The organism is Pseudonocardia yunnanensis (assembly GCF_039534065.1).
In the GTDB taxonomy this organism is placed as follows: domain Bacteria; phylum Actinomycetota; class Actinomycetes; order Mycobacteriales; family Pseudonocardiaceae; genus Pseudonocardia; species Pseudonocardia yunnanensis.
Window position 1 is genome coordinate 213,029 of record NZ_BAAAUS010000027.1, and the last position, 17,582, is coordinate 230,610.

General features: G+C 69.0%; 14 protein-coding genes. 8 read left to right on the forward strand and 6 right to left on the reverse strand.

Features of this window, described 5'->3' with window-relative positions; translation table 11 throughout:
• The first annotated feature begins 234 nt into the window (after positions 1-234).
• The gene (locus tag ABD743_RS25740) at positions 235-600 is read left to right on the forward strand and encodes an STAS domain-containing protein (protein ID WP_344724783.1); all 366 of its coding nucleotides are present in this window, start codon (positions 235-237) and stop codon (positions 598-600) included.
• Between the two features lie 509 nt (positions 601-1,109).
• Positions 1,110-5,252 (forward strand): Pls/PosA family non-ribosomal peptide synthetase, encoded by a 4,143-nt coding sequence (locus ABD743_RS25745; protein WP_344724784.1) that lies wholly within the window; start codon positions 1,110-1,112, stop codon positions 5,250-5,252.
• Between the two features lie 67 nt (positions 5,253-5,319).
• On the opposite strand, the gene ABD743_RS25750 is transcribed toward ABD743_RS25745, so the two are convergent.
• A complete protein-coding gene (locus ABD743_RS25750; RefSeq protein ID WP_344724785.1) occupies positions 5,320-5,553 on the reverse strand; it encodes a DUF3099 domain-containing protein in 234 nt (77 codons plus the stop codon).
• Between the two features lie 239 nt (positions 5,554-5,792).
• Between ABD743_RS25750 and ABD743_RS25755 the strand changes: the two genes are divergently transcribed.
• The 6 genes from ABD743_RS25755 (at position 5,793) to ABD743_RS25780 (ending at position 10,453) form a co-directional block, all read left to right on the forward strand.
• Complete coding sequence (locus ABD743_RS25755; protein WP_344724786.1) at positions 5,793-6,026, forward strand: hypothetical protein; 234 nt, start codon at positions 5,793-5,795, stop codon at positions 6,024-6,026.
• A gap of 52 nt (positions 6,027-6,078) precedes the next feature.
• On the forward strand, positions 6,079-6,720 hold the full coding sequence (locus ABD743_RS25760) for an AmiS/UreI family transporter (RefSeq protein WP_344724787.1): 642 nt from the start codon (positions 6,079-6,081) through the stop codon (positions 6,718-6,720).
• A gap of 27 nt (positions 6,721-6,747) precedes the next feature.
• Positions 6,748-8,001, forward strand: a complete 1,254-nt coding sequence (fmdA, locus tag ABD743_RS25765; protein WP_344724788.1) for a formamidase — start codon at positions 6,748-6,750, stop codon at positions 7,999-8,001.
• A 115-nt stretch (positions 8,002-8,116) separates the two neighbouring features.
• The gene (locus tag ABD743_RS25770; protein WP_344724789.1) at positions 8,117-8,365 is read left to right on the forward strand and encodes a hypothetical protein; all 249 of its coding nucleotides are present in this window, start codon (positions 8,117-8,119) and stop codon (positions 8,363-8,365) included.
• Positions 8,366-8,465: 100 nt separating this feature from the next.
• Positions 8,466-9,704, forward strand: a complete 1,239-nt coding sequence (locus ABD743_RS25775) for an SLC13 family permease (RefSeq protein ID WP_344724790.1) — start codon at positions 8,466-8,468, stop codon at positions 9,702-9,704.
• Positions 9,705-9,856: 152 nt separating this feature from the next.
• Positions 9,857-10,453 (forward strand): HdeD family acid-resistance protein, encoded by a 597-nt coding sequence (locus ABD743_RS25780; protein ID WP_344724791.1) that lies wholly within the window; start codon positions 9,857-9,859, stop codon positions 10,451-10,453.
• Positions 10,454-10,507: 54 nt separating this feature from the next.
• Here ABD743_RS25780 and ABD743_RS25785 read toward each other — a convergent pair whose 3' ends face one another.
• The 5 genes from ABD743_RS25785 to ABD743_RS25805 form a co-directional block, all read right to left on the reverse strand.
• Positions 10,508-11,869 carry an ABC transporter substrate-binding protein gene (locus ABD743_RS25785; RefSeq protein ID WP_344724792.1) on the reverse strand — a complete coding sequence of 454 codons (1,362 nt, stop codon included), beginning with the start codon at positions 11,867-11,869 and terminating at the stop codon, positions 10,508-10,510.
• Between the two features lie 110 nt (positions 11,870-11,979).
• Positions 11,980-12,864 (reverse strand): carbohydrate ABC transporter permease, encoded by an 885-nt coding sequence (locus ABD743_RS25790; RefSeq protein ID WP_344724793.1) that lies wholly within the window; start codon positions 12,862-12,864, stop codon positions 11,980-11,982.
• Complete coding sequence (locus ABD743_RS25795) at positions 12,861-13,793, reverse strand: carbohydrate ABC transporter permease (protein ID WP_344724794.1); 933 nt, start codon at positions 13,791-13,793, stop codon at positions 12,861-12,863. The genes ABD743_RS25790 and ABD743_RS25795 overlap by 4 nt, the downstream gene beginning before the upstream one ends.
• A gap of 400 nt (positions 13,794-14,193) precedes the next feature.
• Positions 14,194-15,618, reverse strand: coding sequence for a lipopolysaccharide biosynthesis protein (locus ABD743_RS25800; RefSeq protein ID WP_344724795.1), 1,425 nt, complete (start codon positions 15,616-15,618; stop codon positions 14,194-14,196).
• Between the two features lie 156 nt (positions 15,619-15,774).
• Positions 15,775-17,487 (reverse strand): choline dehydrogenase, encoded by a 1,713-nt coding sequence (locus tag ABD743_RS25805; protein WP_344724796.1) that lies wholly within the window; start codon positions 17,485-17,487, stop codon positions 15,775-15,777.
• Positions 17,488-17,582: the final 95 nt, after the last annotated feature.

Below are 17,582 nucleotides of genomic sequence, written 5' to 3' on the forward strand. Positions count from 1 at the left end.
CATTCTGTCGACACTTGGGGTGGGCACGGTCGTACCGTTGAATCAACATCTATTGCAGGAAGGTTCGGGGAATTGCAGAAGGAAATCCGGTTTGCGGGGATCGCGTCCGCCGCACGAGCCGCGGCTCGCAACCGGCGATCGATCTGACCAGCAGCAGCGGGGCACGGCCGTGGGGGTGGCCGTCCCGGCCCGTCGTGGCGCTCCGCTGACCCGACCACCGTGAAAGGACGACCAGTGCTCGAACGTTCTTCGTCTGACTACCTCGCGAGCGACCCCGGAGTGCTGCCCTGCTGGTGGCGCATGGTCGACCGACGGGACGGCGTGCACCTGCTGGTCGGGGGAGAGCTCGACAGGGCGAGCGCGGATCTACTCGACGAGGCGCTCCGGTTGCTCGAGATCTTCCCGCTCACGTCGCACGTCGACCTGTCGGCTGTCACCTTCGCCGACCCCGATGGCCTCGAGCCACTGGCCGCCAGTGCGCGACGGCGCGCGCAGAACGCTCTCCCGCCCCTTGATCTGGCCGGGGCGAACCGTCGTGTGCAGCGGACCTTCAACCGGTTGGTCGCCGACCCGCGGCGGGACCACGCGGCAGCGGGCTGAGGAACGAGAAGGCCGGACTCGCCGCGAGCGATCGGGGCGAGTTGCCGGGGTGGGCGCCGGTGCGGTGGGTCACGCGACCGAGGCCCGGTCATCATGCTCACCGGGAGCGAGCGACGGCTGACTCCGCGCACTTTTCGGTGTCACCATTGCCGTGATCGTTCGTTTTCGCGTGCCGATAACTGTCGGCAATTTCGCATGTCCGGACCACTGGTGCTCCGCGGGTTAAGGTCTTCGAGGTGCAGCGCCGTGTGACCGGCCCGGAACCCCGCTGGGCGTGGCGCGAAGCACTTCAGAGTTTGAGGAATCAGCGAACCTTCCTCGCGGTTGACACGTAGTAACCATAGAGAGACGGTCTCACACCGGCACTGGCGCAGCGTCGCGGCACATATCCCCCCGGTCTGCTCTCTCGGCTAATTCTCATACGGCGCGTCGTTCGGCGACGTGCCGCGGATCAGTTCGCCCTTTTACTGCCCCGACAGGTCACAAGTCGTTTCGTTCGAGGAGACATCGTGAGCACGCTGCTGCAGGAACCCGGCTCTCTGCCCGCCCCGCGGCCGCCGGGTCTTGTCCTGGTGGCGGCCGATCACGCGCAGGGTCCGCGGACCCACAGCGGTGAGCGTCTCAATCATCTTTTCGAGGATCAGGCCGATGGGATGCGCTCCACCGGGAATGCGGATCATCTGGCCGTGGACGCCGGTGAGATCACGCTGACCTTCGCGGAACTCGACGAGCGCGCCAACCGGCTGGCCCGTTTCTTGATCGCACAGGGTGCCCGGCCGGGCGACCGCATCGCGCTGCTGTTCGACCAGGCAGTGCATTCCTACATCGGGATGCTCGCCGTCCTGAAGATCAACGCTGCATACGTGCCGCTGGACGTCGGGTTTCCGTCCGACCGGATCGCCTACATCATCTCCGACGCGGGTGCGCGAATTGTGCTGTCGCTCTCGCACGTGCGGGACCGCGTCGACGGCCTGGAGGATTTCGCGCCCGGTCTGGTGTACGTCGATCAGGCCGCGAACGCGATCGCGCAGCAGAGCCCGACGCGGCTGTCGGACGCAGAGCGTGGCGAGCCGGTGGAGGACCTGGCCTACCTGATCTACACCTCCGGCACGACCGGACGACCCAAGGGCGTGGCGATCGAGCACGCCAGCATCTGCAACTTCGTGCGGGTGGCCGCGGAGGTATACGGGATCTCCGCCCAGGACCGCGTCTACCAGGGGATGACGATCGCGTTCGACTTCTCGGTCGAGGAGATCTGGGTGCCGTGGATGGCCGGGGCGACCCTCGTCCCGAAGCCTGCAGGGTCGACCCTGCTCGGCTGGGACCTGCACGACTTCCTGACCGAGCGGCACGTCACCGCCCTGTGCTGCGTGCCGACGCTGCTGGCCACCCTCGAGGAGGATCTGCCGGAGCTGCGGTTCCTGCTGGTCTCCGGCGAGGCCTGCCCGCAGGACCTGATCGCCCGCTGGTACAAGCCCGGCCGCCGGTTCCTCAACGTCTACGGGCCCACCGAGGCCACGGTCACCGCCACCTGGACCACGCTGGACCCGAACCGGCCGGTCACGATCGGGCAGCCGCTGCCGACCTACAGCACCGTCATCCTGGACCGCGACGACCCGCAGCGCGCCCTGCCGCACGGCTCGGTCGGGGAGATCGGGATCGCCGGGATCGGCCTGGCGGCGGGCTACCTCAACCGCGACGACCTGACGCAGAAAGCCTTCATCCCCGATTTCCTCGGCATCTCGGGCAACCCCTCCGGCCGGATCTACCGCACCGGCGACCTGGGCCGGGTCAACGAGGCCGGTGAGATCGAGTACATGGGCCGGATCGACCTCCAGGTCAAGATCCGCGGCTATCGCATCGAGCTGACCGAGATCGAGTCGGTGCTGCTTCAGGTGCCGGGTGTGGCCGCGGCCGTGGTCGACACGTTCGAGCCGGCGCCGGGCGCGACGGAACTGGTGGCCTACTACAGCCTGCGTTCCGACACGGCCGTGCTGGACCCGGAGGAGATCACGGCGCACCTCAAGGAGCGCCTGCCCACCTACATGGTCCCGGCGTACCTGGAGCAGCTCGCGGCCATCCCGATGACCCCGCAGGACAAGGTGGACCGCAGGGCCCTGCCCGCGCCCACCGAGCGGCGCGCCACCTCCCGTGGGGGAGAGCACGTGGCCCCGGCGAGCGAGACGGAGCAGATCCTCGCCGGTGCGCTGGCGCGGACGCTGGGCGTGAACCAGGTCTCGGTCGAGGACGACTTCTTCGACGACCTGGGCACCAACTCGCTGCTCATGGCCCAGTTCTCGGCCAGGGTGCGCAAGGAGACCGCTCTGCCCTCGCTGTCGATGCGCGAGATCTACCAGCACTCGACGGTCCGTGAGCTTGCGGCCACCGTGGGCGGCCCGATCCCGGCGGCTGAGCGTTCCGTCGACACCGGCACCGTGGTCCGCACCAGCACCGTCGGCTACCTGATGACGGGCGCGCTGCAACTGCTGACCTTCCTGGCCGTCACGTTCGTCGGCTCCTTCGTCGTGGACCGCGTGTTCACCTGGGCGTCCGACGGCACCGACCTGCTGCAGGTGTTCGCCCGGTCCGCTGCCGCCACCGCGATGGTCTTCCTCGCCACGGCCCTGCTTCCGATCGTGGCGAAGTGGGCCTTGGTCGGACGCTTCACGGAGCGGGAGATCCGGCTCTGGAGCCTGGGCTACTTCCGGTTCTGGCTGGTCAAGAACTTGATCCAGGTCAACCCGATGGCGCTGTTCGCCGGGTCCCCGGTCTACAACCTCTACCTGCGGGCCCTCGGCGCGAAGATCGGACGCGGCGCCACGATCCTGTCGCGCAGCGTCCCCGTCGCCACCGACCTGATCAGCATCGGAGCCGACTCGATCATCCGCCGCAACGTCATCTTCAGCGGATACCACGCTGAAGGCGGAGTGCTGCGCACCGGGCGGATCACCGTCGGCCGCGATGCCTTCGTGGGCGAGACGAGCGTTCTCGACATCGGCACGACGATGGGCGATGGCGCACAGCTGGGCAACGCATCGTCGATGCACGAGGGGCAGGTCGTCCCGGCCGGTGAGGCCTGGCACGGCGTTCCGGCCGAGCCCGCCACCACGAACTACCGGTTGGTCGTGCCGGCTCCGCGCGGCACGGTGCGGCGGTTCGTCTTCGGCACGGCCGAGATGCTGGGCTCGCTGGTGGTGCTGTCGGCGCTGTCCGGCGCGGTGATCACACTGCTCACCGCCGTTCCGCAGGTGGAGAACTTCTTCGAGCCCCCGGTCGCCGCGCTCGCCGGTCCCTCGTACTACCTGTCGCTGGTGGCGCTCTCGGCGGTGGTGTTCTTCGGCGGTCTGATCCTGTGGCTCGCAGTGATGTTCGTGGTGCCGCGCCTGCTCACCCCGATGCTCCGGACGGGCAGGACCTACCGGCTCTACGGGTTCCACCACGTCGTCGCGTCGCTGATCACGCTCGTGAGCAACTCGCCGTTCTTCATGACGCTGTTCGGCGACTCGTCGGCGGTTGTCGCGTACGCCCGCGGCCTCGGCTATGACCTGTCGAAGACGGAGCAGACGGGGTCGAACTTCGGCACCGAGCTGCAGCAGGACTCGCCGCTCCTGACGAGGATCGGGACCGGCACGATGGTCTCCGACGGCCTGTCGGTCCTCAACACCGACTACTCGAGCAGCTCCTTCCGCGTGTCGCGGATCGCGATCGGTGAGCGCAACTTCCTGGGCAACGGCATCGTCTACCCGGCCGATGCCAAGATCGGCGCGAACGTCCTGCTGGCCACGAAGGTCCTGGTGCCGATCGACGGCCCGGTGCGGGAAGATGTCGGCCTGCTCGGGTCGCCGGCCTTCGAGATCCCCCGCAGCGTCGCGCGTGACAGCCAGTTCGACGAGCTGAGGTCCCCGGAGGTGCTCCGGCAGCGGCTGCGCGCCAAGCTCCGGTACAACGTCGGGAGCATGGCGACGTTCCTGCTGGTCCGTTGGGTACAGCTGGTTGCGCTGGTGGTCCTTCTGGCCGTCAGCTCGGAGTTCTACGCGCGCTTCGGCGCCGTCGCCACCGTCGTCGGAATTCTCGCCGACCTGGTCTTCGGCACCCTCCTCGGAGTGTTCGCCGAGCGCGCCGTGATGGGGTTCCGGAAGCTCAGCCCGAAGTTCGTCTCGATCTACGATCCGTACTTCTGGCGCCACGAGCGGCTGTGGAAGCACAACATGATGCTCGGGATGGCGGGCACCCCGTTCCGTACCGTGCTCTGGCGGCTGCTGGGCGTGAAGGTCGGCAAGCGGCTCTTCGACGACGGCGGCTCGATCCCCGACAAGACGCTGGTGACCATCGGGGATGACGTCGCGCTGAACGCCGGCAGCGTGATCCAGTGCCACTCGCTCGAAGACGGGACGTTCAAGTCCGACCGCACGGTGATCGGCTCGGGTGCCACCATCGGCGTCGCCGCGTTCGTGCACTACGGGGTCACGATGGGCGAAGGCACGGTTCTCGGTGCCGACTCCTTCCTGATGAAGGGCGAGGAGACGGCACCGTTCACCCGCTGGGGCGGCAACCCGGCCACGGAGCTGCGGCCCGTCGTCCCCGCCTCCGTCGTCGCGGCCCTCACGGTTGCGGCCCCTGTCGACACCCTCACGCATGCTCTCGCCGCATAACCCCGGGCACTGACGCACGAACGGCACTCTCCGCGGAGAGTGCCGTTCGTGCGTTCGGTCGAGTGGGTCAGTGCCGGGGGCGGGTCGCGGCGTTCGCCAGCAGGACTGCGATCCAGGGCAGCACGCCGGTGAGCACGACGGCCACGACGCCGGCGACCGGCGTCCAGAGGTAGAGCGGGTAGGACGCCGCGAACCCGATGAGGTGGACGACCATCAGGATGACGTACGTGCGGCGGCGGTGCGCCTGCTCCTCGTCCAGGGACGGTGCGGCGTCGGTGATGACCGGTGGTCTGGTGGGCATGAAGACCTCCCGGGAAGCTTGTCGAGGGGACTCCCCGACAGTAGAACGCCGGGGTGCCGACATGGCGTCCCGCGCTACCGAGATGCCGATCATATGGCCTGTGATCAGCGCAAACGCCACTTCGGCCACGGCCGTTCGGCCCTATCCGGTCCGCTGCAGCCGGGCTTACGCTGGCCCGGTTCGGAGGCCCCGGACACGCTGCGAGATGTGATGGCGACGTACCAGTTCCGCTGCCCGGAGTGCGACCCGCGGGTCGCCGCAACTCCGGCCCGGACGGCGCGAGATCGCGCCGGCCGCTGCGGGCGGGGGCGCGTCGGCAGCCCGCGCGCATCCGCACGGACCAGGGACTCGACAGGCACCGGCTGCGCGAGGACGCGGTCTGGGACGTCCCCGTGGTGCCCGCTGCGACCGCACCGGGCACCCGTCGCCGCCCCAGCTCGGCGCTCCGCTCCACCGCGTTGCCGCTGACCTGATGGTCGACCGGCGCCACGTCGCCGGGTCATGGGCGCAGCGAGGAGGACAGAGATGGCCATTGTTGGTCTGCTGTACGTCGGAGCGGTGCTGTTCATCAACGGCCTGTTGCTGGTCGGGGCCGTCGAGGGTAGAGCGGCTGCGCCGATCAACCTCTTCGTCGGTGGGCTGCAGGTCGTCACACCGCTGTACCTGATCTTCACGTCGGGTGGCGACCCGGCGGTGATCCTCGCGGCGTCGGGCCTGTTCCTCTTCGGCTTCACGTACCTCTACGTCGGCATCGGGCTCCTGGCCGGGCTCGACACCACCGGTGTGGGGTGGTTCTCCTTGTTCGTCGCCATCACGGCGCTGGGTTACTCGGTCGCGAACTTCAAGTTGCTCGGTGATCCCGCGTTCGGCGTCATCTGGCTCTACTGGGCGTTCCTGTGGGCGCTGTTCTTCGTGGTACTCGGCCTCAAGCGCGACTCGCTCACCAACTACACCGGCTGGGTGACGATCATCGAGGCCTGGGTCACGGCAGCGATCCCGGCCATGCTGCTGCTCACCGGCGTGTGGCGTAACCCGACCGCGATCGCGATCGGGCTCGCCATCGGCGGCGTCGTCGTGTTCGGCGGGCTGTACCTGCTCGACCGCCGGCGTGTTCGCCGTGCACCGGCACCGACTCCTGCGCCGACCGTCCCGGCGGCGACGGGGTGACCGACCAGATCCGGAAGGAGATCCACCATGCCCGAAGTGGTTTTCACCGTCGACCAGTCCAAGTCGATGCGCGATCAGGCGGTCCCGGGGCACAACCGGTGGCATCCGGATGTGCCTGCGGCGGTCACGGTCCGGCCGGGACAGCAGTTCCGGGTGGAGTGCAAGGAGTGGACCGACGCGCAGATCGGCAACAACGACTCGGCGAACGACGTGCGCGACGTCGACCTGACCCACGCTCACATGCTGAGCGGTCCCATCGCCGTTGAGGGCGCCGAGCCGGGTGACCTGCTCGTTGTCGACATTCTCGACCTGGGGGCGGTGCAGGCTCCTCAGGAGTTCGGCGACGCACCCGGTCAGGGCTGGGGCTACACCGGCATCTTCGCCAAGGCGAACGGCGGCGGGTTCCTGACCGACTACTTCCCCGACGCCTACAAGGCGATCTGGGACTTCTCGGGGCAGGTGGCGACGTCCCGGCACCTCCCGGGCATCCGCTACACGGGGATCACGCATCCCGGCCTGTTCGGCACGGCGCCGTCCGCCGAGCTCCTGGCCCGCTGGAATGCCCGCGAGCGGGCGTTGATCCAGACGGATCCGGACCGCGTGCCACCACTGGCCCTCCCGCCGCTGGAGGAGAACACGCTGGGCGGAACGGCGACCGGCGACGTAGCCGGAGGCATCGCGCGGGACGGGGCCCGGACGGTGCCCGCCAGGGAGAACGGTGGTAACCACGACATCAAGAACTTCACCCGGGGCTCCCGGGTCTTCTACCCGGTGCACGTGCCCGGTGCGTTGCTCTCCGGCGGAGACCTGCACTTCAGCCAGGGCGACGGCGAGATCACCTTCTGCGGCGCGATCGAGATGGGTGGTTTCATCGACTTCCACGTCGACCTGATCAAGGGTGGGATGGAGACCTACGGGGTCACGACGAACCCGGTGTTCATGCCGGGCAACGTCGAGCCCCGGTACTCGGAGTTCATGACCTTCATCGGGGTGTCTGTCGACCGCGAGAGCGACGAGAACTACTACCTCGACGCCACCGTCGCCTACCGGCGGGCGTGCCTCAACGCCGTCGAGTACCTGAAGAAGTTCGGCTACTCGGGCGAGCAGGCGTACCTGCTGCTGGGTTCGGCGCCGATCGAGGGCCGTGTCAGCGGCATCGTCGACATTCCGAACGCCTGCTGTTCGCTGTACCTGCCGACTGCGATCTTCGACTTCGACATCAAGCCGTCGGCGCAGGGACCGGTGAGGCAGGACAGGGGTCAGTGCGCAGTGACCTCCTGAGTACCGCCTGTCAGTGGGTGGCCCGCGCGCCGTCTCGGTGTGCGGGCCATCCCGCGGCACGGACCCGTCGTCCCACGTAGCCTCGACGTACGGGTTCGTCCCTGGAGGCCCCTCGATGACCGAAGACAAGCCGGACCTGCCCCCGGTCCACCCGAAGCACCTTGCGTTCGACCGCTTCGGGAAGGGGGCGTTGCACGCCGCGCACGACATCACGGAGGCGCTCGCCGAAGCGGGCGTCGACGACGATGGCGCCGTGGTACTGCGTACCGACGGCCCGCGCCACAGCTTCGCCCAGCTCGAGGCGCTCATCGACGAGGCGCTCGCCGAGGAGGCGGAGCACCGGGAGGAGCCGAAGGCCCCGTAAGCCCCGGTCAGGTCGCGCTCTAGCCTGTCGGATGTCGTCCGACACCGGCTGAGGCGCGCAGCGCTGCCGGATCGGCGGAGCGAGACGATGCTGGGAGAACGTGGAAGAGCTGGTCGCCGCCGTCATCCTGGCGTTGGTGCTCCTGGCGGCGATCCGGCGACCGTTCGGGTGGAACGAGGCTGCGGTCGGTGTCCCGGCTGCGGCGCTCGTCATGGGGATCGGCCTGGTGCCGGTGGAGGCCGCGCTGGCCACCGCTCGGCAGCTGCTCCCGACCGTCCTGTTCCTGGCCGCGATCCTCGCCTTCGGTCACCTCTGCGCCTCGGCGGGTGTGTTCGACCATCTCGGCGCACTCGCCGGACGGGCGTCGGCCGGGCGGCCGTCCCGGCTGCTTCTCCTGACCGTCGGGCTCGCCGCGGTCACCACCGCCGTATTGACGCTGGACGCCACGGTGGTGCTGCTGACCCCGGTCATCTGGCGCACGGCCCAGCGGGTCGGCGCCCCGCGACGTCCGCACCTCTACGCGTGCCTGCATCTGGCGAACGCCGGGTCGTTGCTGCTGCCGGTGTCGAACCTGACGAACCTCCTGGCGTTCACCGCCTCCGGGCTGTCCTTCGGCCGGTTCGCCGCCCTCATGACGCTGCCGTGGCTCGTCACCTGCCTGCTCGAATGGGTGGCCCTGCGCGCCTTCTTCCGTCGTGACCTGCGGGATCCGGACCGTGACGACGCGGTGGCCGCCGTCCCGAACGATCCGGCCCCCCGCTACGCCCTCACTGTTCTCGTGCTCACCGTGGTCGGCATCGGGGTCGCCTCCGCACTCGGCGTCTCGCCTGCGGTCGCCGCTGTCGGCGGGGTGCTCCTGCTGGCCGTCCCGCGCCTCGTACGTCGCGAGCTCACGCCGTGCGCGCTCGTGCTGTCGGCCAACCCGGGCTTCTGTGTCTTCGTCATCGCCCTGGGTGTGGTCGTCGACGCCGTGACGCGCCACGGGCTCGGCTCTGCGCTGGAGAACGCCCTGCCCGACGGTGAGGGCCTGGTGGTCCTGCTGGTGCTCGCGTTCGTGGCCGCACTGCTGGCGAACGTCGTCAACAACCTCCCGGCCACGCTGCTGATGCTGCCCGTCGTGGCGGGCCATCCCATCGCGGTGCTGGCGGTCCTGCTCGGGGTGAACATCGGACCGAACCTGACCTACGCCGGCTCGCTCGCGACCCTGCTGTGGCGCCGGTTGCTGCCGTACGCGGACCGGCCGCGGGCTGGGCAGTTCCATGCGCTCGGCGCGCTCACCGTGCCCCCGGTGCTGGCGGCGGCAACGGTCGCGTTGTGGGCGTCCGCGTTGCTGCTGTAGCGCCCGGGCCGGCCGCTTCTCGTTGCACACCGTAAATGGGTGTATCCGCCGGGAATACGCCGATCTGCCCCCGTTCAGGGGCTCGACGGAGGCTCCGGCACAGGTACCGTGACAATTTCCACAATGCGTTGACCGGCTGATAGGAGCCGACCATGACCACCTACGAACCCCAGGCGGCTTTGCGTGGCGTGTGGTGGCTCGTGCTTATCCGCGGGATCCTGGCCATCCTCTTCGGTCTGTTCGCGCTCTTCTCGCCAGGAACGGCGCTGCTCGCGCTGGTGTTCGTCTTCGGCGCGTACGCGATCATCGACGGCGTCACCGCGCTCGTCGCCGGTCTTCGCCACCGCAAGGAAGAGTCGCACTGGGGCTGGCAGGTCTTTCAGGGCGTCATATCGGTGATCGCCGGTATCATCGCTTTCGTCTGGCCGGGCGTCACGGTGCTGGCGATCCTTTTCGTGATCGCTTTCTGGAGCATTATCAGCGGCGTCGGGCAGATCGTCGAATCGTTCACGATGCGCAAGCGTGGAGTGACGTCGTGGGGGTGGACGCTGGCCGGCGGGATCGTGAGCGTGCTCTTCGGCATCGTGCTGCTGGTGTGGCCCGGCGCGGGGCTGATCACGCTTCTGTGGCTGGTCGGGGTGTTCGCCCTCGTCTTCGGCGTGATCTTCGTGGTGTGGGCCCTGCGGCTGCGTAAGTCACCCGCGGCCGGTGACCGGGCGGACTCGCAGCAGCCGACACCGTCCGAATGAGCTCGGGCAACGGCCCCCCGCCGGTGCTGACCGGCGGCGGGCCACTGCGTACGACTACAGGTTCGGCTTGACGTCCTGGTCGTAGATCCCGGACAGGGTCTTCTTCAGCGCGACCATCTCCGTCTGGACGTCGGCCTGTGACGTGAGGATGTTGGCGCAGGACTTGCCCATCTCCTGGTCGGCGCCGGGGAAGAACACCCGGGCCCGGTCCTGCACGCGGGTCACGGCCAGCTGGTCGATCGCCACCTTGCTCTGCGGGGTCTTCGCCACGAGGCTCGACACGTCCGCCGACTTGCGCACCGGCATGTAGCCGGTGGCGCCGGCGAAGCTCACGGTGTTCTCCGGCGAGGTCAGGAACTTCACGAACGTCGCGGCGGCGAGCTGGTTCTCCTTCGGGATCGCCTTCGGGATGCCGACGCCGGCGCCTCCCGTGGGGCACACCGGCGAGCTGGCGACCGGCCCGCCGGGCAGCGGACCCGCTCCCACGTCGAACTTCGAGGCCTTGAGGATGCCGACCAGGCTGCCCGTCGAGCTCACCGTGGCGCTGACGGCACCGGCCGAGAGGTCGTTGGCCGAGTCGGTGCTGGCCACGCCGGCCCAGCCGTTCTTGTACACCGAGTCCTGGAGGAACTGCAGGGCCGCGACGGACTGCTGCGAGTCGCAGGTGATGTCCCAGTCGTTGCTCCAGGCGCCGCCCCAGCCCCAGAGGTTGTTCTGGAAGGACCAGCCCGCGTAGCCGGCGAGAGCCGGGTGCTGGAAGGCGTGCTGGACGCCGGTGCCTGCGGACTGCAGCCGCGGTGCCCACTCGGCGAACTCGGCCCACGTGGTCGGGGCGCGGTCGGGGAGCCCGGCGCTCGCCCAGTGCGCCTTGTTGTAGTAGAAGAGCGGGGTCGACCGGGCCCACGGGATGGCCCACTGGCCACCGTTGTACTGGTAGTCGGCCATCAGCTGGTCACGGTAGTCGCCGGTCTCGATGCCGACGGTCTTGATCAGCGAGTCGAGCGGGATGATCGAGCCCAGCATGTAGTAGCGGAACCACCACACGTCCGACAGCACAACGAGGTCGGGCAGGGTGCCGCCGGTCTGAGCGGTCTGGAACTTCTGCGCGATCTCCTCGTAGTCCTTGCCCGCGGTCACGAGGTTGACCTTGATGTCGGACTGCGAGGCGTGGAATGCGTCGATGATCTGCTGGGACACGGCCTGCGAGCTGCCGGGGTTGTTCGACCACCAGGTGATCTGGGCGGCGGGCTTCACGCCCGTGTAGTCGATGTCCGCCGGCGCCGTCGCCGGGGCGGAGCCGGACGTCGTGGCGGGGCCGCCGCACGCGGCGAGGGCCGCCGTGACGCCGACCGCCGAGGCGAGCCGCAGGAAGCCGCGCCGGTCGAGAGCCGGGGAGTGGGCGTGGCGAGCTGACATGAAAGGTCCTTCTGGTGGGTGGGGGGAGGGTTCGGAGGGAGCTCGCCGCTGCGGGGTAGCGGCTGCGTCAGTGCACGCTCAGTGCTGGTGTTTCGCTTCGCGAGCTCCGCTCAGTCCTTCACGGCGCCTTGCGTGAGGCCCGCGATGACATAGCGCTGGAGCGCGGCGAACACGATGAGGACCGGCACGATGACGGCCACGGAGCCCGCCATGAGCACCCCGTACTTCGCCACGCTGGACTCGCTGTTGGACAGCAGGGTGAGGCCGACCGGCAGGGTCATCATCGAGGGCTCGGAGACGATGACAAGGGGCCACAGGTAGTCGTTCCACTCGAAGACGATGCTGACCAGCGCGACGGTCACGATGCTGGGTGCGGAGATCGGCATGACGATGCGGGTGAGCCTGCGCCAGTGCCCGGCTCCGTCGATCTCCGCCGCCTCCAGGATGGACGTCGGCAGCGTCATGAAGTGCTGGCGGAGCAGGAAGGTGCCGAAGCCGGTGCCGAGGCCCGGCAGGATGATCCCCCAGTAGGTGTCCGTGCCGCCCATGCCGCTGATGAGGATGTAGTTCGGCAGGAGCGACACCTGCGGCGGCACCATGAGCGTCACGAGGATCAGAGCGAAGATCAGCTTCTTGGCCGGGAAACGGACGAACACCAATGCGTAGGCCGTGAAGACGGCCAGCAGCACCTTGATCCCGGCACCGACCACGGTGACGATCGCCGAGTTCAGGAACAGGCGCGCGAAGGGGACCTCGCGTGCGGCCTCGACGTAGTTGTCGGGCGCGAGGCTGCTGGGCAGGATCGTGGAGAGGTCGCGCGTCAGCAGTTCGGTCGGCGTCTTGAACGACGAGAGCACCATCCACACGAGCGGCAGCGCGACGACCACGACGGCCAGCACGAGCGGCAGGTAGGAGCCCGCGGCGGCGGCGACGAGGTTGCGCGGTGCGAGCGGATGTGTGCGGGCGACAGGTGGCTGCGCCGTTGTGATGGTCATCGGTAGTGCACCCGCCGCTCGAGGACCAGCATCTGGATCGCGGTGAACAGCACCAGCAGGGCGAACAACACCGTCGACACGGTGGCGGAGTAGCCCGCGCGGTTGTACCCACCGAAGGCCTGCAGGTAGGCCTCGTAGATGAGGGTGGTCGTGCCCCGGCCGAGCGGGGTCATGATCCGGATGATGTCGAAGGCCTGAAGCGAGTTGAGCACGCTCGTGACCAGCAGGAAGAACGTGGTCGGGGACAGCAGCGGCAGAGTGATCGACCAGAACGTCCGCAGCCGGCCCGCCCCGTCGATGGAGGAGGCCTCCATCAGGTCGCGCGGGATGGCCTGGAGCCCGGCCAGGTAGATCACCGCCGCGTAGCCCATGTTCTTCCAGACGTAGACGATGATCACCATCACGAGGCTCAGCGTCGGGTCGTTGAACCACTGGGGGCTGTCGAGGCCCACGGCACGCAGCACCGCGGCGAACACGCCGAGCGTGGGGTCGAACATGAACACCCAGATCAGCCCCACGCCCACGCCGGAGAGCACGAACGGGGAGAACACCGCGGCCCTGGCGAAGCCGACGCCGCGGACCTTGCGGTTGAGGGCCAGCGCGATCAACAGGCCCAGCAGCATCGACCCGCCGACGGTGGCCACCGTGAAGATCGCGGTGACCCGCGCGATCTCTCCGGTGTCGGGCGAGGTGAAGAACCGCACGTAGTTGTCGAACCCGACCGGCACAGCCGTCGCCGCGCCGAGCGTCCAGTTGAGCGTGGAGTAGTAGATGTTCGATAGCAGGGGCCGATAGGTGAAAGCGACGATCAGGAGGATGTTCGGTGCGGCGAAGGCGAGGAACACGAGGAAGTCGTGACGCTCGCGGGCTCCGAAACGACGTCGCGGCGCCGGTGCCTGCCGGGGTACGGTCGCCCGCGGTGCAGCCACCGGTACGGACGTTATGGATGCCATTCGCGCACTCCGCAGCCTCTCTCCATAGCGGTGCCGCGGGGGCCCGCGGCTGCGCAGACCTTGGCAATCGGACATGAGCGGTTGGTGATCCGCAGTCGGCCGCTTCACCAACAGCAGACCACCGGTCGGCGCAGGTGAAATGCCTTTCCGACCCGGAGGTGGCATGGCCGGGCCCGGCGATCCGCAGGAATCGGTCGCCTCACTGGTTCGGCGGACGCGAACGGCCCACTCCCCGGCAGAAGAGGGCGACTCCCGGCTGGTGCGAGTGGGTTTCTCCACGCCCGGAGTCGCCTGTGTCCAGACGGGAACAGCGCGACTCACGGGCGTGCGATGGGCGACTCGCGGGTGCGTTCCGGGCGACTCTCCGGTGGTGGGGCTACTCGCGCGTGGAGTGGGGCGGGCGGGGGATCGGCTGGGTCGCCGCAGAGATCGACGAGGACGGGTCGCCCTGCGCGTCCCGCACGGATGGTTCCCCAGGTGATGCCGGCATGCCGTAGGCAGGGAGCCCGCCGGTCACGATCGGGATCGGGCTGGTTGCGACGTCGGCCATGGCGGGATCGAGTACGGGTGCGGGACCTGACGGCACGCCGGAGGAGCGCCGCGGCCTGAGCCAGCGTGTGATGAGGATGACCGCGGCAACGATCGACTGGCCCACGAGCAGGGCGACACCGACGCCGGTGAGGCCCATGAGGGGCATCAGGATCCAGGAGAGCGGGATCACGATGACCGCGATCACCGCCGGCACGCCGAACTGGATGATCCGCCGCTGCCGGACCCGCGCGGCGTTCACCGTCGCGATGGACACGACGTTCGGAATCGCGGAGAGCGCGCTGAGCGTGAGCAGCATGGTGCCGGTCTCGGCGTAGTGCTCGCCGAAGATCGAGAGGATCAGCCCGGCGCCCGGCACGATCACGATCACGGCAGGCACGATCAGGGTGAGCGCCTTGCGGACCATGCCGCGGTAGGCGGCATCCAGCCCTTCCGGGTCGGCCGACACGTGCGCCAGCAGCGACTGGCCCATCCCGTTCGAGACCAGGTAGAGCGCGAAGGCGATCGCCCACGCCACGCCGAACGTGGCGGCGGCGTCCGCACCGAGGCGGGCCAGCACGAGCAGCGGCAGGCCGAAGTTGACCGACAGCGAGAAGAGCGTGCCGGCCCAGTCCGCGGACACGAACCCGACGATGGTGCGGGCCTGGAACGCCTCGGCGTTGTCCGAGGTGGCGGTGCCGTGGGCCGGGAGGGCGCGCCACAGCCAGACGCTGACCACCACCACGAGCACCGCGGTGGCCGCCGCCCAGGAGACGGAGATCGCGGTGAACATCGAGAGAGCCGCGCCCACCGGTAGCAGGACGATCTTCAGAACCGCGAAGACGAGGTTCTTGACCGGCACGAGGGTGGCGCGCTTGATCGCCGTGAGCGCGTAGTCCTGCATGACCCAGATCGACCACACGGGGGTGGCCAGCACGAAGAAGGCGAACAGTGGACCGCTTCCGACGGAGTCGAGCAGTTCGGATGCCCACAGTTCCGAGCCGAGCGCGAACACGGCGCCCGTGAGGCAGGCCGCCGCGATGCTGACCGCGTAGCACTTGACCACCAACGAGCGGGCCGAGTTGCCCACCGTGGGCACGAAACGCAGGAGCGCGTTACCCAGGTTGAGCTGCGCCGCGCTGCCGAGCAGCGTGAGCGTCGACGTCATCGTCGAGTTGACGCCGACGGTCTCGGGGTCGAACAGCCGCGCGGCGACCACCCAGTACAACAGGCCGATCCCCGAGGTGACCGCGGAGCTGAGTACAAGGGCCAATCCGTCACGGTGCTGCGGGGCCTTCCAGCTCGCCAAGGCATTTCTCATTTGGCGGCTCTCCTCATGGGAGGGCACAGTAAGGCAGGCGGTGAGGCGTGCACTGATCGCCCCAAGCCCTGGTCGGCCATAACGTCCCCTATGTCCTTGTCGTGCCGATCAGGCTGTTGCGGGCTCCGCTTCGGCGGGTTCCCCGGCCGTGCCCGGACCGCCCACAGCGATGCTGGTGGGGGCGGTGGCGGGGTCCTCCGGCGGGAGCGGGGTGTTGCCGAGGATCATGTCGGCAGCCTTCTCCGCCAACATCAGCACGGGGGCATAGGTGTTGGCGTTGGTGAGCGAGGGGATGATCGCGGCGTCGACGATGCGCAGCCCGTCCAGGCCACGCACCCGCAGCGTGGTGGGGTCCACCACGGCGCCCTCGTCGATGCCCATCCGGGCGCTGCACGCGAGGTGCAGCCCCACACGAGCGGTGCGGGCGACCCAGTCGACGACCTCGTCGTCGGAGCGGACCTCGGGTCCGGGGAGGCTCTCACCGCCGTTCAGCCGCTCCATCGCGGGCTGTGCCAGCAGCTCCCGTCCGATGCGGATGGCGTCCACCCAGCGCTGCCGGTCCTCCGCCCCTGTCAGGAAGTTCAGCCGGATCGCGGGGTGCTGCGACGGATCCGGCGAGGTGATCCGCACCGAGCCGCGGGCCGATGACCGCATGACGCCGACGTGCATCTGGTAGCCGTGCTCGCCGATCGGGATCGACCGCTCGGAGCTGTGCATCGCCAGCGGCGCGAGCAGGAACATCAGGTCGGGGTGGCTCTGGTCGGGGGTGCTGCGGACGAACCCGCCCGCCTGCATCGGGTTGCGGCTCCCCGGACCGGTACCGAGCAGCAGCGCCTCCGCGACGATCCCCGGCCAGTTGACCTTGCGGCGCACATGCGCCATGGACACCGGTTCCCGGCACACGTGCTGCAGATGTACCGCGAGATGATCCTGCAGGGACTCGCCCACACCGGGTAGGTCGTCGACCACGGGGACGCCGAGCCGGGCCAGCTGGTCGGCGTCGCCGACGCCGGAGACCTGCAGCAGTTGGGGCGTACCGATCGCGCCCGCGCACAGGATGATCTCGCGGGCGGTCACCACGCTCTCGGAGTCGTTGCCCTGCCGGTAGCGCACCCCGACAGCGCGGCCGCCGTCGACGTGGATGCGCGTGACCATCACCCGTGAGCGCACCTCGAGGTTGCGCCGGCGCCGCGCCGGATGCAGGTAGGCCCGTGCGGCGGACTCCCGCCTACCACCGCGCACGCCCTGGTCCAGCGGTGCGAAGCCCTCCTGCTCCGCGCCGTTGAGGTCGGGCAGCACCGTATGGCCTGCCTGCTCGGCGGCGGCGAGGAACGCCGCGAAGATCGGGCCGTCGGCCGGGCCGCGGGAGAGCGTGTGCGGACCGCCGTGGCCCCGGTAGGCGTCGTCGCGCTCGTCGAGGCAGTTCTCCAGCCGCCGGAAGTAGGGCAGGCAGTGCGCGTAGTCCCACTCGGGGGTGCCGCACTCCGCGGCCCACCGGTCGAAGTCCGCCCGGTGGCCGCGCTGGTAGATCATCCCGTTGATCGAGCTCGAGCCCCCGATTCCCTTGCCTCGCGGATGGTGCAGTCGCCGTGACTGCAGCCCCGGTTCGGGCTCGGACTCGTAGAGCCAGTCGTGGTGCTCGTTTCCTACGGGCATCCCCATCGCGATCGGCAGCTGGATCGGCAGGTCCCACCAGTAGTCGGGCCGCCCGGCCTCCAGGACGAGAACCCGGATGCGGGGGTCGGCGGTGAGGCGGTTCGCCAGCACACAGCCGGCCGTGCCGCCGCCCACGATCACGAAGTCGAACGGTCTCTGCGCCATGGAGGGTTCGCCCTTCGGGTGTCTGCAGCAAGGGGTGAGGAGCGGCGCCGGTGAGGAGTATGGGCTGAATGGATCACCGACATTGCTCCGATCGG

Bases quoted from the DNA above. Each gene is read 5' to 3' on its own strand.
- ABD743_RS25750 (WP_344724785.1), bottom strand. From the start codon at position 5,553: ATGCCCACCAGACCACCGGTCATCACCGACGCCGCACCGTCCCTGGAC.
- ABD743_RS25770 (WP_344724789.1), top strand. From the start codon at position 8,117: ATGACCGAAGACAAGCCGGACCTGCCCCCGGTCCACCCGAAGCACCTT.
- ABD743_RS25760 (WP_344724787.1), top strand. From the start codon at position 6,079: ATGGCCATTGTTGGTCTGCTGTACGTCGGAGCGGTGCTGTTCATCAAC.
- fmdA (WP_344724788.1), top strand. From the start codon at position 6,748: ATGCCCGAAGTGGTTTTCACCGTCGACCAGTCCAAGTCGATGCGCGAT.
- ABD743_RS25805 (WP_344724796.1), bottom strand. From the start codon at position 17,487: ATGGCGCAGAGACCGTTCGACTTCGTGATCGTGGGCGGCGGCACGGCC.
- ABD743_RS25780 (WP_344724791.1), top strand. From the start codon at position 9,857: ATGACCACCTACGAACCCCAGGCGGCTTTGCGTGGCGTGTGGTGGCTC.
- ABD743_RS25785 (WP_344724792.1), bottom strand. From the start codon at position 11,869: ATGTCAGCTCGCCACGCCCACTCCCCGGCTCTCGACCGGCGCGGCTTC.
- ABD743_RS25790 (WP_344724793.1), bottom strand. From the start codon at position 12,864: ATGACCATCACAACGGCGCAGCCACCTGTCGCCCGCACACATCCGCTC.